The organism is Kribbella sp. NPDC055110 (genome assembly GCF_053607525.1).
This window is the reverse complement of sequence record NZ_JBSGTS010000009.1, coordinates 178,857-192,840: the sequence shown is the minus strand read 5'-3', so window position 1 is coordinate 192,840 and position 13,984 is coordinate 178,857. Positions and strand designations below refer to the sequence as shown.

Annotated in this window: 13 protein-coding genes; 3 read left to right on the top strand and 10 right to left on the bottom strand. The window is 68.3% G+C overall.

Going from position 1 to position 13,984, the window contains the following annotated elements:
* Window positions 1-11 precede the first annotated feature (11 nt).
* Window positions 12-626, top strand: coding sequence for a TetR/AcrR family transcriptional regulator (locus tag ACWF0M_RS16945; protein ID WP_452236594.1), 615 nt, complete (start codon window positions 12-14; stop codon window positions 624-626).
* On the opposite strand, the gene ACWF0M_RS16940 is transcribed toward ACWF0M_RS16945, so the two are convergent.
* From ACWF0M_RS16940 to ACWF0M_RS16930, 3 genes are read right to left on the bottom strand one after another with little or no spacing between them, the layout of a single operon-like run.
* Complete coding sequence (locus ACWF0M_RS16940) at window positions 615-1,853, bottom strand: hypothetical protein (protein ID WP_452236593.1); 1,239 nt, start codon at window positions 1,851-1,853, stop codon at window positions 615-617. The two genes, ACWF0M_RS16945 and ACWF0M_RS16940, sit on opposite strands and share 12 nt — an antisense overlap.
* Complete coding sequence (locus ACWF0M_RS16935) at window positions 1,850-2,293, bottom strand: sigma factor-like helix-turn-helix DNA-binding protein (protein WP_452236592.1); 444 nt, start codon at window positions 2,291-2,293, stop codon at window positions 1,850-1,852. The genes ACWF0M_RS16940 and ACWF0M_RS16935 overlap by 4 nt, the downstream gene beginning before the upstream one ends.
* 26 nt (window positions 2,294-2,319) lie before the next feature.
* On the bottom strand, window positions 2,320-3,267 hold the full coding sequence (locus ACWF0M_RS16930) for an NAD(P)/FAD-dependent oxidoreductase (RefSeq protein WP_452236591.1): 948 nt from the start codon (window positions 3,265-3,267) through the stop codon (window positions 2,320-2,322).
* Between the two features lie 76 nt (window positions 3,268-3,343).
* Here ACWF0M_RS16930 and ACWF0M_RS16925 point away from each other — a divergent pair, with 76 nt between their 5' ends.
* Window positions 3,344-3,919 (top strand): helix-turn-helix domain-containing protein, encoded by a 576-nt coding sequence (locus ACWF0M_RS16925; RefSeq protein WP_452236590.1) that lies wholly within the window; start codon window positions 3,344-3,346, stop codon window positions 3,917-3,919.
* A gap of 11 nt (window positions 3,920-3,930) precedes the next feature.
* Window positions 3,931-4,890 (top strand): asparaginase, encoded by a 960-nt coding sequence (locus ACWF0M_RS16920; protein ID WP_452236589.1) that lies wholly within the window; start codon window positions 3,931-3,933, stop codon window positions 4,888-4,890.
* Between the two features lie 440 nt (window positions 4,891-5,330).
* On the opposite strand, the gene ACWF0M_RS16915 is transcribed toward ACWF0M_RS16920, so the two are convergent.
* Genes ACWF0M_RS16915 through ACWF0M_RS16885 form a run of 7 tightly spaced genes read right to left on the bottom strand, consistent with a single transcriptional unit; the run spans window position 5,331 to window position 13,947 of the window.
* Entirely contained in the window at window positions 5,331-6,542 is a 1,212-nt protein-coding gene (locus tag ACWF0M_RS16915; RefSeq protein WP_452236588.1) for an RNA polymerase sigma factor, read from the bottom strand.
* Window positions 6,520-6,927 (bottom strand): YciI family protein, encoded by a 408-nt coding sequence (locus ACWF0M_RS16910; protein ID WP_452236587.1) that lies wholly within the window; start codon window positions 6,925-6,927, stop codon window positions 6,520-6,522. Before ACWF0M_RS16910 ends, ACWF0M_RS16915 begins: the two co-directional genes overlap by 23 nt.
* A 60-nt stretch (window positions 6,928-6,987) precedes the next feature.
* Window positions 6,988-8,181: a signal recognition particle-docking protein FtsY gene (gene ftsY, locus ACWF0M_RS16905; RefSeq protein ID WP_452236586.1), complete on the bottom strand. Its 1,194-nt coding sequence runs from the start codon at window positions 8,179-8,181 to the stop codon at window positions 6,988-6,990.
* Between the two features lie 43 nt (window positions 8,182-8,224).
* Entirely contained in the window at window positions 8,225-9,916 is a 1,692-nt protein-coding gene (gene cydC / locus ACWF0M_RS16900) for a thiol reductant ABC exporter subunit CydC (protein ID WP_452236585.1), read from the bottom strand.
* On the bottom strand, window positions 9,913-11,538 hold the full coding sequence (cydD, locus tag ACWF0M_RS16895; RefSeq protein ID WP_452236584.1) for a thiol reductant ABC exporter subunit CydD: 1,626 nt from the start codon (window positions 11,536-11,538) through the stop codon (window positions 9,913-9,915). The genes cydC and cydD overlap by 4 nt, the downstream gene beginning before the upstream one ends.
* Entirely contained in the window at window positions 11,535-12,533 is a 999-nt protein-coding gene (gene cydB, locus ACWF0M_RS16890) for a cytochrome d ubiquinol oxidase subunit II (RefSeq protein WP_452236583.1), read from the bottom strand. The genes cydD and cydB overlap by 4 nt, the downstream gene beginning before the upstream one ends.
* A gap of 10 nt (window positions 12,534-12,543) precedes the next feature.
* Window positions 12,544-13,947, bottom strand: coding sequence for a cytochrome ubiquinol oxidase subunit I (locus ACWF0M_RS16885; protein WP_452236582.1), 1,404 nt, complete (start codon window positions 13,945-13,947; stop codon window positions 12,544-12,546).
* Between the last annotated feature and the right edge of the window lie 37 nt (window positions 13,948-13,984).

Genomic DNA, 13,984 nt, shown 5'->3' with positions numbered 1-13,984 from the left:
GGAACGACGAAATGGAGCCGAACCACGGGGTGCGGCCGCGCCGCGGCAGACCACGGGACCCGGAAGCGGAGCCGAGAATCCGCAGGTACGCCGTGCAGCTGCTGCTGGAGCGGGGATTCGAAGGAATGACGGTGGACGACGTCGCCGAGGCCGCGGGGGTCGGCAAGGCGACGATCTACCGGCGGTGGGCCAGCAAGGAGCTGCTCGCCAATGACGCGATGGCCGATTTGTTCGACCTGGAGATCCCGGACGCGGACACCGGTTCGATCGCGGGTGACCTGCGCCAGGTCTACCGCGTCGCGCTGGCGTTCGCGAACAGCGAGTACGGCCGGGCGATGATTCGCCTGGCGGTCTCGGAGGCGAACCGCGACGAGCGGTCCGCCGCGATCTACCGCGGTGTACTGGAACGCCGGATCGAGCTCACCCGGCAAGCACTTGAACGCGCACGGGCGCGTGGCGAACCGATCAAGAGCACCGCGGACCCGGTGCTGATGGTCGAGTGGATGGCCGGGGTGTTCGTGATCCGAGCCCTGACCGGACAGCCGATGCCGCCGCCCGACGACGCCGATCGCCTGGCCGACGTCACACTGCGCGCAGTACTCGAGTTGCCTGTCTCAGAGCCGTAGTCCGGGGCCCAGAGCGACCTGGTCGACGCCCATCTCGGTGACGCGTCGAACCCGTCCGCTGTCGAGGTTCCAGGCCAGGAGCCAGCCGTGGACCCGGAACAGTACGTTGCTGTCGTCGTACCAACCGAGTACGACGCAGCAGCCTGCCTCACGCACGTACGGATGATCCCCCGCCCCCTCGTTGGTCGGGGGATTGTCCTGTGGTTCCCCGAGCACCAGCAACCGGCTGGGCAGTGTCCGCAGCGTGGAGATCGCGGCCAGCACCTGAGGCTGCGACACCCTCGTCGGGACCTCCGGAAGCTTCTCCGCGACGAAGACGCGCGCCGCGGCGGTGTTCGACGACATCGTCTGGCCTTGCCAGGACCGGACCGGCAGGGTGAGAGGACTGTCCTCCACCCATTGGCCGTTGAACAGGTACCGCATCACGGAGCCGGTCTGGATCCGGTACGGCGACGTGGACTCGTTCGGATCGTTCGTCGCCGAGACCGGGATCACCGGCTGCTCTCCGTCACCGCCTTCCCCGACGAGCACCTGGTAGGCGTGGCCTGGCCCGCTGACCAGCACACGCTGCTCGTCCTGGACCCAGGACACGCTGCGGAAATCACCGGCAGGCAGCGGGAACCGGGTGATGCGGGCTGTCGTCGCATTCACCGTGACCAGCTCGCCCGGCTGCGGGAACGCGACGATCCGGCCGTACGGAGAGACGGCTCCCGAGCTGAGTGGCGACTGGCCACCGACCGCGACGAGGCCGACGTCGGCCTGGGCCCAGGACCCGTCCACGCCGAGCAAGACCGGCGCATAGCGGTCACCCTGCTTCACCAGAACGACGGCCGCGACGCTGCCCAGCGTGTGTTTCGCCAGCGGGTGCACCTTGTGCGGCAACTCCAGCCGATCGCCGAGTGGCGTCTCGAGGCGGTCGAGGAAACGCTCGCTACCCGGCGGCGGCGCCACCCAGAAGTCGATCCCGCTGATCTGTCCGGACGCTTCGATGTAGCCGGGCGGAGTCCTCGGCGGGGTGATGTCGTCGGCGCTGCGCGACGTACGGATCCCGACCAGGACCGACGCGACGATCGCCCCCACGATGAAGGCGATCACACAGATCACGACGGTACGGCGCCGACGCCGATGCGCTGTCACGCCGGCTGCCCACGCTGCGTCGGCCAGTTCGGGCTCCGGTAGCTGGTCGGCCGCCTGGAGCAGCAGGGGCTGGACGTCTTCCCGTCTCATCGGGCGTCACGCCAGTCGCCCGCGCCCAGCGCCGTACGGAAGCGACCGAAAGCGCTCATGCCGTGCGCGTGTACGGCGGTGTGCGACAGCCCGAGCAGCTCGGACACCTCGAACTCGGTGAGCTCCTCCAGGTGCAGGAGCACGAACACAGTGCGCTGCACGGGCGTCAGCTCAGCCAGTGCGAGCTTTACCGGGTCTTCCTCGTCCGGGAACGGTTTCGTCCGGTTCCACGGCCGCAGGGCCGGCTGGTAGAGCATGCGCTGGACGAAGGCGTCCGGGTCGTCCACCTTGGTCCAGCGCACCGACAGCTGCGTGAAGGCGCGCAACAGCACCTCTTCGGCTCGGCGCAAGTCGCCATAGACGAGGTACGCCGTACGGAGCCATCTGCCCTGCCGCGCATCGACGAACGAGGCGAAGTCCGGGTCGACCGTGTCCTGCATCCACCCTCCCGCCTCTATTCAACTCCTCAACTACTGCGCGCTGCTACTGCCCGACGCGTCTCTTCGCTGATCAGGTCGAAGTTGATGCCACCTGCAGCCGCCAGTCCCGCCGCTGCGGACGGCATCACCTGTGCCATCGGGTTGCTGACGTTGCCGGCTGCGAAGACACCTGGGACCTGCGTGGCACCCATAGCGTCGACCTGGACCGCAGTACCGACCTCTACTCCGTTCGACTCCACCAGAGTGGTCTCCAGGCCCAGGTCGGCCAAGAAGCCCGCGCGTGCCCGCATGGTGGTCTGAATCGCCAGTGCCTGCCGCGGAACGACCGTGCCGCCCTCCAGCCGGACACCAATGATCCGGTCGCCCGTGACCTCGACCTGCTCGACCTTCCCTTGTACTACAGCGATTCCGCGCGCAGCCAGCTCCTCCCACTGCTGCTCGGTCGGTTCCGGCGCAGTGTGCAGGAACAGCGTCACGTCATCACTCAGCTGCCGGAACAGCTGCACCTGGTGCATCGCCATCGAACTGGTCGCCAGTACGCCGATGGCCTGGTCCTGTACCTCCCACCCATGGCAGTACGGGCAGTGCACCACGTCCTTCCCCCACCGGTCAGCCAGCCCAGGTACGTCGGGCAGCACGTCAGTGAGCCCTGTCGTCACCAGCAACCGCCTACTCCGGTACGTCGTACCGTCGGCCAACTCCACCGCGAATCCGTCCTCGTCGCGCCGGGCCGTTGTCACAGTGCCGTTGACGAACTCCCCGCCGTACCCCTGCACCTCCTGGCGGCCGAGCGCGTAGATCTCACCGGGCGGTACGCCGTCACGTGTCAGGAAGTTGTGCACGCCGCCGGCGGGCCCGTTGCGCGGCGTACCGTCGTCGATCACCAGGACCGACCGACGGAACCGGACCAGCGCCAGTGCCCCGCTCAGCCCGGCCGCGCCGCCGCCGATCACGATCACGTCGTACTTCGTCATCTCTGGACTCCTCTGTTCTAGCGTCTGAACCGAGGATGTGTCGTGATTTTCAGTTTCGACAAGTATTGTTGCCGGTATGGCAAACGACGAGGACGTTCTCGAGTCGGTCGGACCGCGGCTGCGGGCGCTCCGGAGCGAGCGCGGCACGACGCTGGCCCAGCTGTCCGAGACGACCGGCATCTCGGTCAGCACACTGTCCCGGCTGGAGTCCGGCCAGCGCCGACCGACGCTGGAACTGCTGCTGCCGCTGGCTCGAGCACACCAGGTGCAGCTGGACGAACTGGTGGACGCACCGCCGACGGGAGACCCGCGGATCTACCAGAAGCCGATCAAGCGCCACGGCTCCGTGCACATCCCGCTGAGCCGGCGGCCGGGCGGACTGCAGGCGTTCAAGCAGATCCTGCCGGCGGGGTATCCGGGCAATGACGTGGTGCAGAAGACCCACGAGGGCTACGACTGGTTCTACGTGCTGTCGGGCCGCATCCGGCTCAAGCTCGGTGACCAGGACTTCATCGTCAAGGAGGGTGAGGCGGTCGAATTCGACTGTCGCGTGCCGCACTGGTTCTCCAACCCGGGACCTGGACCGACTGAGGTGCTATGTCTTTACGGCCCGCAGGGGGAGCGGATGCACGTCAGAGCCCGCACCACATGAGGAGAGACCTAGTGAGCGTCGCGTTGTTCACGCTGGGCGGGACCATCTCGATGGCCGGCACCCACCGCCTGACCGGTGACGACCTGACCGCCGCGATGCCCGGCCTGCCCGAGCTGGGCCATTCGGTCGAGATCCAGGACATCGAGAAGGTACCGAGCTCCAACCTGACCGCTGCCAAGCTGCTCGAGGTCGTCGACGCCGCCTCCAAGGCCGTCGCCGCCGGAGCCGTGGGAGTCGTCGTCACTCAGGGAACCGACACGCTGGAAGAGAGCGCCTTCCTGGCCGACCTGATCTGGCCGCACCCGCAGCCGCTCGTGTTCACCGGTGCGATGCGCAACCCGACACTGGCCGGTCCCGACGGCCCTGCGAACCTGCTGGCCGCGCTGCGGGTCGCCTGCTCCCCCGCGGCACGTGACCTGGGCGCACTGGTCGTCTTCAACGAAGAGATCCACGCGGCCCGCTGGGTGCGCAAGACGCACAGCACGAGTACGGCGACGTTCGTGTCACCGAACACCGGTCCGATCGGCCACGTCGTCGAAGAGCAGGTGCGCGTACTCACGCGCCCGCTGCGGCTGGACGGCGTACAGGGCAGTGCTGAACCTGCTGAGCTCGACAACATCCACGTGGCGCTCTACACAGTCACGTTGGACGACGACGGTCTACTGCTGCAGGGCCTCGCCGACACACACCAGGGGCTCGTTGTCGCCGGGTACGGCGTCGGCCACGTACCGGCTGCCCTCGCACCGGTCCTGGGCGAACTGGCGGCGCAGATACCGGTCGTACTCACCTCACGGACCGGCGCCGGCTCGGTGATCCGCAACACCTACCACTCCCCCGGCTCGGAAGTCGACCTGTTGCAGCGCGGCCTGATCGACGCCGGTTTCCTCGACCCGTACAAGGCGCGCATCCTTCTCCGGTTGCTCCTGGCAACAGACGACGACCTCGCGGCGGCGTTCGCGCAGTACAGCTGATACTTGGGTCGGAAGTTCGCGACATATCCCCGGAGTGGGTACCCGCCCCGGCGGGGTGCAGCGGGGGTGCAGCGGGGGTGCAGCGGGGTGGCAGCGGGGTGGCGGCGTTGTGGGGAGTTCTACCCTCCCGAATCGGGCAGCAGCCCTCCCCAGTCCTGGTGGAAAGTCTCCCCAAACCGGTTTGGGGAGGAGCGAGGCGGCAGCACCCCCCTTTTGGGACATCTTTGAGAACCCACCAACCATTTCGGCGGGCGAATTCTGGTCGGTGGCTTCTCAAAGATGGAGCGGCCGATTCCGGTTGTTTGGGGAGGGTTACTGGCTGATCCGGGGGTACGGCTCCCCAAACCGGTTTGGGGAGCCCGAGCGCCGCGAGTTCCGGGGGTGTGCGTCGAATCCCCGCCGCACTTATGGCACGAACTTCAGAAGCAGGACACTAGGACCTAACTGAGCGACGCGGCCTTGGTCATCAGGTAGTCGCGCTCCGGCAGGCTCGTCGTACCGCGGGCCGCCGCCCGGAAGTGTTCGGCGGCGGTCTCGTGGTCGCCGCGCATCTCGTAGAGGTGTCCGCGGGTGGCGTCGAGGCGGTAGTGGCCGGACAGCTCGTCGTCCAACGGGGCAAGGAGTTTCAGCCCGGCGTCCGGTCCGTCGACCATGGCGGCGGCGATCGCTCGGTTGAGCTTCACCATCGGGTTGCCGGACAGGTCTTCGAGCAGGCCGTACAGCATCAGGATCTGTGGCCAGTCGGTGTCCTCGGCGCGGTCCACCTCGTCATGCAGCGCGGCGATGGCTGCCTGGATCTGGTACTCCCCCAGCGGAGGCGTGTTGAACGCCTGTACCGCGAGTGCCACGCCTTCTGTGATGGCGTCGTGGTCCCACAGCGACCTGTCCTGCTCAGCCAGCGGTATGAGCTCCCCGCTCTTACCTGTGCGCGCTGTGCGACGTGCGTCGGTCAGGAGCATCAGAGCGAGCAGTCCGGAGACCTGACCGTCGTCCGGCAACTGTGTCTGCACAGCGCGAGTCAGGCGGATCGCCTCACTGGAGAGGTCGCTGCGATGCAGCTCCGGTCCACTGGTGCTCGTGTAGCCCTCGTTGAACATCAGGTACAGCACGTGCAGCACGTTGCGCAGCCGGTCCGGGTCGGCGTCCAGCTCGAAGCTGGAGCCCTTGAGCTTCGACTTCGCTCGGCTGATGCGCTGCGCCATCGTTGCCTCAGGCACGAGGTACGCCGTGGCGATCTCGGCCGTGGTGAGGCCGCCGACCGCCCGCAGGGTCAGTGCGATCGCCGAGGCCGGTGTGAGCGTCGGATGGCAGCACAGGAACAGCAGCCGCAGCGTGTCGTCGTGCTCCTCGACCTCACCGGCCGGCACCTCCCGCAGCGCGGCCCGCTCCTCGCGGCGTCGACGGGCCTGCTGCTGGCGGACCTCGTCGATCAGCCGTCGCGACGCGGTCTGGATCAGCCAGCTCTTCGGGTTGTCCGGGCGGCCGTCCCGCGGCCAGGTGGTCGCCGCTGCGAGCAGTGCCTCCTGGACCGCGTCCTCGGCCGAAGCGAAGTCACCGGACCAGCGCACAACGGCGCCGAGGACCCGCGGCGTCAGCTCTCGCAGCAGGTCCTCCAGCTCGCCGTCCGGTTCAGATGTCGTGGAGATCGGCATCCGACTCCATCAGGCGGCGGATCTCCATCGGCTGCTCGAGCGGTACACCGCCCGGCCCGGGCGCCGCGGACTGCTCCGCCGCGATCTCGATCGCGCGCTGCTCCGACTCGACGTCGACGATCATGTAGCCGGCCAGGACCTCTTTCGACTCGGCGTACGGACCGTCCGTCAGCACCGGCGCAGCCACGCTGGCCGCCCGGACCACCTTGGCGTGCGCGGGCCAGGTGAGGGCCTGCACCTCGACCAGCTCGCCACTCTTCCGCAGCCGCTCGACGTGGTCGCCGAGATACGTCATGTGGGCCTTCATGTCTGCCTCGTCCCACTCCAGCATCGGCGTCTCGCAGTTCCCGCCGTCCATGTTCATCAACACCATGAACTTGGTCATGTCGTCTCTCCTTCGTAGAGCCCTTTACCCGGAGACGGAGCCGGTGCCGGGTTCTCTACATCAGTCCAGCAGCGCGTCGACGAATTCTTCGGGGTCGAACGGGGCCAGGTCGTCCGGCCCCTCACCGAGGCCGACGAGCTTGACCGGTACGCCGAGTTCGCGCTGCACCGCGATCACGATGCCGCCCTTCGCCGTACCGTCCAGCTTGGTCAGGACCAGGCCGGTGACGTTGATGACCTCGGCGAACACCCGGGCCTGCGTGAGGCCGTTCTGACCGGTGGTGGCGTCGATGACGAGCAGGACCTCGTCCACCTCGGCGGACTTCTCGATGACCCGCTTCACCTTGCCGAGCTCGTCCATCAGGCCGGTCTTGGTGTGCAGGCGGCCGGCGGTGTCGACCAGGACGACGTCCGCCTCCTCCTCGATGCCCTGCTTGACCGAGTCGAACGCGATGCTGGCCGGGTCGCCGCCCTCGGGGCCGCGCACGGTCCGGACACCGACCCGCTCGCCCCAGGTCTGCAACTGGTCGGCCGCGGCGGCGCGGAACGTGTCGGCAGCACCCAGTACGACGTGCTTGTCCTCGGCAACCAGCACCCGGGCCAGCTTGCCGACCGTGGTGGTCTTGCCGGTGCCGTTGACGCCGACGACGAGTACGACGGCCGGCTGCGTCTCCCTGCGGCTGACCTTCAGCGTCCGGTCCAGCGACGGGTTGACCAGGTCGATCAGCTCCTCGCGGAGGATCTCACGGGCCTGTGCGGCGCCGACGCCTTCGACGCGCATGCGGGTGCGCAGCTTCTCGACCAGCTCCTGCGTGGGCGCCACACCGACGTCCGCGGTGATGAGCGTGGTCTCGATGTCCTCCCACGCCTCCTCGTCGAGCTTGTCGCGGGAGAGCAGCGCGAGCAGCCCCTTACCGAGGGAACCCTGCGAACGCGCCAGCCGGGCGCGGAGCCGGACGAGCCGGCCCTGCGCGGACTCGGGCTTCTCGACCGTCTGCTGGGCCGCTGCCGGCTCCGGCAGGTCGGTGTCCTCGAGCGTGCGGGTCGGGGTGTCCCGCGGTTCCTCGGCGTCGTCACCGACCTGCGGCTCGGCGGACTCCACCGCAGGCTTGGGAGCGGCCGGCGGCAGCTCGGCGCGGCGGCGCCGCGCGACGACCAGACCGGTGGTTCCGACGACCAGGACGGCCGCGATCACCACAACGATCGTGATCAGCGCCTGGTCGGTGAGCTGCGAGACGAGCAAAGGGATCAACACGGTTCCCCATCTTGGCAGACGCCCGGCCCGCCGCCCGCATCTGTCACGTCAGGGAAACCAGTTGTCGCGGTACGTGAGGAGGCACCAACTCCGGGCGATGAGTGAGCAGCACCACGGTCCGGTCGCCCGCCGCCGCGAACAGGTCGGCGAGCAGCCCCCGGCCGGTCTCCTCGTCCAGGTGCTCGGTCGGCTCGTCGAGCACCAGTACGTCGCGATCGGCCAGCAGCAGCCGTGCGAAGGCGAGCCGCTGGCGCTCACCGCCCGACAGCCGCGCACCGTGTTCCCCGACCATGGTGTCGAGGCCGTCCGGAAGCTTCTCGACGAGCAGCCCGAGTCGCGCCCGGTAGAGCGCCTTCCACAGCTGCAGGTCGCTCACACCCGGCTTCGCGAGCAGCAGGTTCTCTCGGATGCTCGTGTCGAACACATGGCTCTCCTGGGTCAGGAGCCCAACAACGGACCGCACCTGGTCGCCTTCCAGCTTGGCCAGGTCGACACCGTCCAGCAGCACCTCTCCCCCGCGTGGCTCGAGGAACCGGAGCAGGACCGAGGCCAGCGTGCTCTTGCCGGAGCCACTCGGTCCGGTCATCACAACACGGCTCCCGGCCGGCAGGTCCAGGCTGAGTCCATCGAGTACGTCGGCGCCGTCGTACCCGGCTCGCAGCAGGTTCACCTGCAGGTCGCGTCCCGTCGGGAGCGGCAGCGGCCTCGTCGGCTCGGTGACCGGTGCAGGGGTGTCTACGAGTTCCTGCACTCTGTCGAGGGACGCCCGTACCCGGATGGCCAGTTGAGCGGCGGCCGGGATTCCGCCGAGTACGTCGGCCAGGGCGAGCGGGGTGAGGACCAGTACTGCGAAGACGGCACCTGTGATGTTCGCCGTACTGCCGAGGACCAGGGCGGCCACGCTGGCGCAGCCAACGCACAGGACGAGCAGGGCGCTGCCGAGACCGGCGCTCCAGGCGGACCGGCGTTCGGCCGCGGCCAGGCGGGCGTCGCGGCGGCTGAAGTCGTCCAGCACCGCGTCGATCGCGTTGTAGGCGACCACGTCGGCTGCGGTGAGCAGCGACTCGGTCGTGGTGGCTGCGATGTCGCCACGGGCGCCAGCGAGGAGGCGCTCGGCTCGCTCGGCGGTCCGGGCGGTCAGCCACGGTACGACTGTGCACGCGACCAGGACCACCAGCGCGACGGCGGCACCGGCGGCTGGGAGCAGGAGCGCGAGGAGGCCCACCGTGGCGGCTGCTGTGACGGCTGCGACAGCAACGGGTAGGAGGACCCGCAGCCAGAGGTCGAGGACTGCATCCACATCCAGCACGAGCCGGGCGAGCAGATCGCCCTGCCGCAAGCTGAGTGGTGCGAGCTTCTCCAGCCGCCCGGTGATGCGAGCGCGGGTCTCCCCGAGTACCCGGTACGCCGCATCGTGTCCGACGAGCCGTTCGACGTACCGGAAGACGCCTCGCCCCACACCGAAGGCGCGCACGGCGACGATCGGGACCATCAGCAACAGGACTGGTGGTTGTGCTGAGGCTGCTGTGATCAGCCAGGCTGAGGTGGCGAGCAGGGCGACAGCTGATCCGGCCGCTGCAACACCAAGTGCCAGCGCCAGCAGCAGCCGCCACAACGCACTGCCCTGCGGGCGGGCGAGGGAGTGGAGAGGCCGACGGGCGAAGGGGTGGAGAGGCGGGCGGGTGAGGGGGTGGAGAGGCGCCGGGGGGCGGGTCAGATGGAGATCCGACTTCATACGGTCACCAACTCTCGGGCGCCTACGGTGACCGTGCGGTCGGCGGCAGCGATCAGGGCTGGGCGGTGGGCGACCATCAGGACTGTGCGGCCGCTGGCGCGCAGACCGGTGATGACCGCGGCTTCTGTGTCGGCGTCGAGGCCGGCTGTTGGCTCGTCGAGCAGCAGCACCGGGGCGTCGGTGAGGAGCGCGCGAGCGAGCGCGACCCGGCGTTGCTGACCGCCCGAGAGTTGCTGCCCCTGCTCTCCTACCTGCTTGTCGAGAGGCAGATCGGCAGCACCCGCAGCCAGGAGCGCCAAACGGACCTCGTCGTCCGACGCATCCGGTCGACCCAGCCGCACGTTGTCCGCCACAGTCCCCAGCCGCAGGCCTGGACGCTGCGGCACCCACGCGAACTGCCGCCGCCATGCCACCGGATCGAACTCGTCCGCTGCACTGCCCGCAGCGACGACGACACCGCGCTCCGGCTCGACGAACCCGAGCAGTACCGCCAACGCCGTCGACTTCCCAGCACCACTGGGCCCGGTCAGTGCCACCACCTCACCCGGCCGCAGCTCCAGATCGAACCCTTCCAGCGCCGGCACGTCCCGCCCCGGGTAGGTCACCGTCACGTCGTACAGGTACAGCGGACTCACCCGAAGATCGGGTACGTCGGTGCGCTCGCCACGTACGGGCAGTGGTGTCTCCAGCACGCGGAACACCTCTTCGCTCGCCGCGACCCCGTCCGCGCTCGCGTGGAACTGCATGCCGACCTGTCGCAACGGCAGGTAGGCCTCCGGTGCCAGGATCAGCACCATCAACGCGGTCTCGAGCCCGAGTTTCCCGTCCACCAGCCGCAGACCGACGCCAACCGCAACCAGTGCGACTGACAGGCTCGCCAACAGCTCCAACGCGAACGACGACAGGAACGCCAGCCGCAGGCTCCCCATCGACGCAGCGCGGTGCTGGTCGGTAACCCGTCGTACGGCGGACTCCTGCGACTTCGCGCGGCCGAACAGCTTCAGTGTGGTCAGTCCGCCGACCACATCCGCGAAGTGATGCGCCAGCACGGCCAGAGCGTGCTGACGCTGCCGGCTGCGGGCCTGGGTCACCCAGCCGATCAGTGCCATGAAGATCGGGATCAGCGGCAGTGTGATGAGCACTGTGCCTGCAGCGATCAGGTCACCCGTTGCCATCCAGCCGATCACGCCGGCCGGCACAGTGGCGGCCAGCACCAGCTGTGGCAGGTAGCGGGCGAAGTACGGGTCCAGATCGTCCAGGCCCTTTGTCAGCAGGGTTGTCAGCGCACTGCTGCGTTCACCGCTCAGCCAGACCGGTCCGAGCTTCAGCGAGTGCTCCAGCACCTGCCGCCGCAGCGTGGACTTCACTGCGGCTGCTGCGCGCTGTGCGACCACCTCCTGCGCCCACATCAGCAACGCCCGGCCCACGACAACAGCGACCAGACCCCAGGCGACAGCAGTCACCCCACTGCCCCGCAGTACGACACCAGTGATGCCGTGTGCAAGCAGCACCGCCTGCACGATGATCAGCACCCCACTGGCGACGCCGATCAGTACTGACGCCGCCCGGAAGACCCTGGCGCCACGGGCGCGCTTCAGCAGCCGTGGGTCGAGCGGCTTCACGACGCCGCCACCGGCTCAACGGTGACTCGCTTGCGGAACACCCAGTACGTCCAGCCCTGGTAGACCAGCACCAGCGGGAAGAAGATCGCCGTGATGATCGTCATCGCCTTCAACGTGTACGGCGAGGACGCCGCCGCGACCACCGTCAGCGTCGACCCCGGGTCCAGCGTGGACGGCATCACGTCCGGGAACAGTGCGACGAACAGCGACACCACGGCCAGTCCGATCGCGAGCGTCGTACCGACGAAGGCCCAGCCCTCGCGGCGCAGGACGTTCGCGACCAGGCCGCCGGCGAACGCGACGACCGCGGCGATCGTCACGACGACCGAGACGGTGTCGCCGCGCAACGCCTGCGCCCAAGCGAGGAAGGCGATCGTCAGTACGGCGGCGACCGCACCGGTGCGGGTGGCGAGCCGGTTGGCGCGAACGCGCAGGTCGCCGGTGGTCCGCAACGCGAGGAAGATGGCGCCGTGGGTGACGAACACCGCGACGAAGGTCAGGCCGCCGAGCAACGCGAACGGATTGAGCAGCGTCCCGAAGCTGCCGACGTACTCGTAGTCGGCGTCCAGCGGCACGCCGCGCACGATGTTGCCGAAGGCAACGCCCCAGAGCAGTGCCGGCAGCACCGAGCCGACGACGATCATCACGTCCATCCGCGCACGCCACACCGGATCGTCCCGCTTGCCGCGGTACTCGAGCGCGACGCCGCGCACGATCAGCCCCACCAGGATCGCGAACAACGGCAGGTAGAACCCGCTGAACAGCGTCGCGTACCACTCCGGGAACGCCGCGAACGTGGCCGCGCCGGCCATGATCAGCCAGACCTCGTTACCGTCCCAGACCGGGCCGATCGTGCTGATCGCGGCCCGCCGTTCGGGCTCGTTGTGGCCCAGCACGCGGTACAGCATCCCGACTCCGAAGTCGAAGCCTTCGAGCACGAAGTACCCGGTCCACAGCGTCGCGATCGCGACGAACCATACAGTCGTGAGTTCCATCAGAGGCCCCTCAGTACGCGAACGACAGCGGTTTGTCGGGTTGATCCGGAGCCGTGTCCGGTGGCGCATCCGTCCCGGCCAGACCGCCCCGGATCGTCCTCAGCAGCAGCTTGGTCTCGACCACCGCGAGTACGCCGTACAAGGCGGTGAACCCGACCAGGGACGTGATCACCTCGCCGCTTGTCGTACCGGGTGAGACACCCGATGCCGTCGGCAACAAACCGAAAACCAGCCATGGCTGCCGACCCGTCTCGGTGAAGATCCAGCCGAACGTGTTGGCCATCAGCGGCAGCAGCGGCAACGGGGCCGCCAGCCAGATCAGCCAGCGCGTAGGAGCCCGGCCGCGGCGCGTAGTCCACAACAGCCACAGCGCGATCGCGGCGGACGCCATCCCGACGCCGATCATCAACCGGAAGGTCCAATAGGTCAGGGGGATGTTCGGTTTGTACGACCCCGGTCCGTACAACTGCTCGTACGCGTCCTGCAGCGAGTTGATCCCCTTCACCTCACCGTCGAAGTGCCCGGTGGCGAGGAAGGACAGCAGGTACGGCAGCTTGATCGAGAAGATCTCCTTCGAACCGTCCAGCGTCCCGACGGTGAACACCGAGAACGACGCCGGCTGCTCGGTCTCGTACAGGGCCTCGGCCGCGGCCATCTTCATCGGCTGCACCTCGGTCATCACCTTGCCCTGCAGGTCGCCGCTGATCGCGACGCCGACGCTGGCCACCAGTACGACGGATGCGCCGATCTTCAACGCCGAGCGGAACACGTCCTTGTCGACCGTGGGACGCCGTACCAGATGCCACAACGCGACACCGGCCACGAACGCGCCGCCGACCATGAACGCGGCGAAGATCGTGTGCGGAAAGGTGACGAGCACGACCTTGTTGGTCAGCACCGCCCACAGATCCGTCAGCTCCGCACGACCACGAGCCGCGTTGTAGCGGAAGCCGACCGGGTTCTGCATCCACGAGTTGGCCGCGAGGATGAAGTACGCCGACAGTTGCGTGCCGAGCACCACCATCCAGATGCACCCCAGGTGCACGAGGCGAGGCAACCGCTCCCAGCCGAAGATCCACAGGCCGATGAACGTCGACTCGAGGAAGAACGCGAGCAGGCCCTCGAGCGCCAGCGGGGCGCCGAACACGTCGCCGACGAACCGCGAGTAGTCGCTCCAGTTCATCCCGAACTGGAACTCCTGCACGAGGCCGGTGACGACGCCCATCGCGATGTTGATCAGGAACAGCTTCCCGTAGAACTTCGTCAGCCGCAGGTACTTCTCCTTCCCGGTCCGGTACCAGGCGGTCTGCAGGCCGGCGGTGATCGCGACCAGCGAGATCGTCACCGGCACGAAGAAGAAGTGGTACACGGTGGTGATCGCGAACTGCCAGCGCGCCAGATCGAGGGTGTCCATCGGGAGGCCTCCCCAGCCCATCTACGACGTGTCGTAG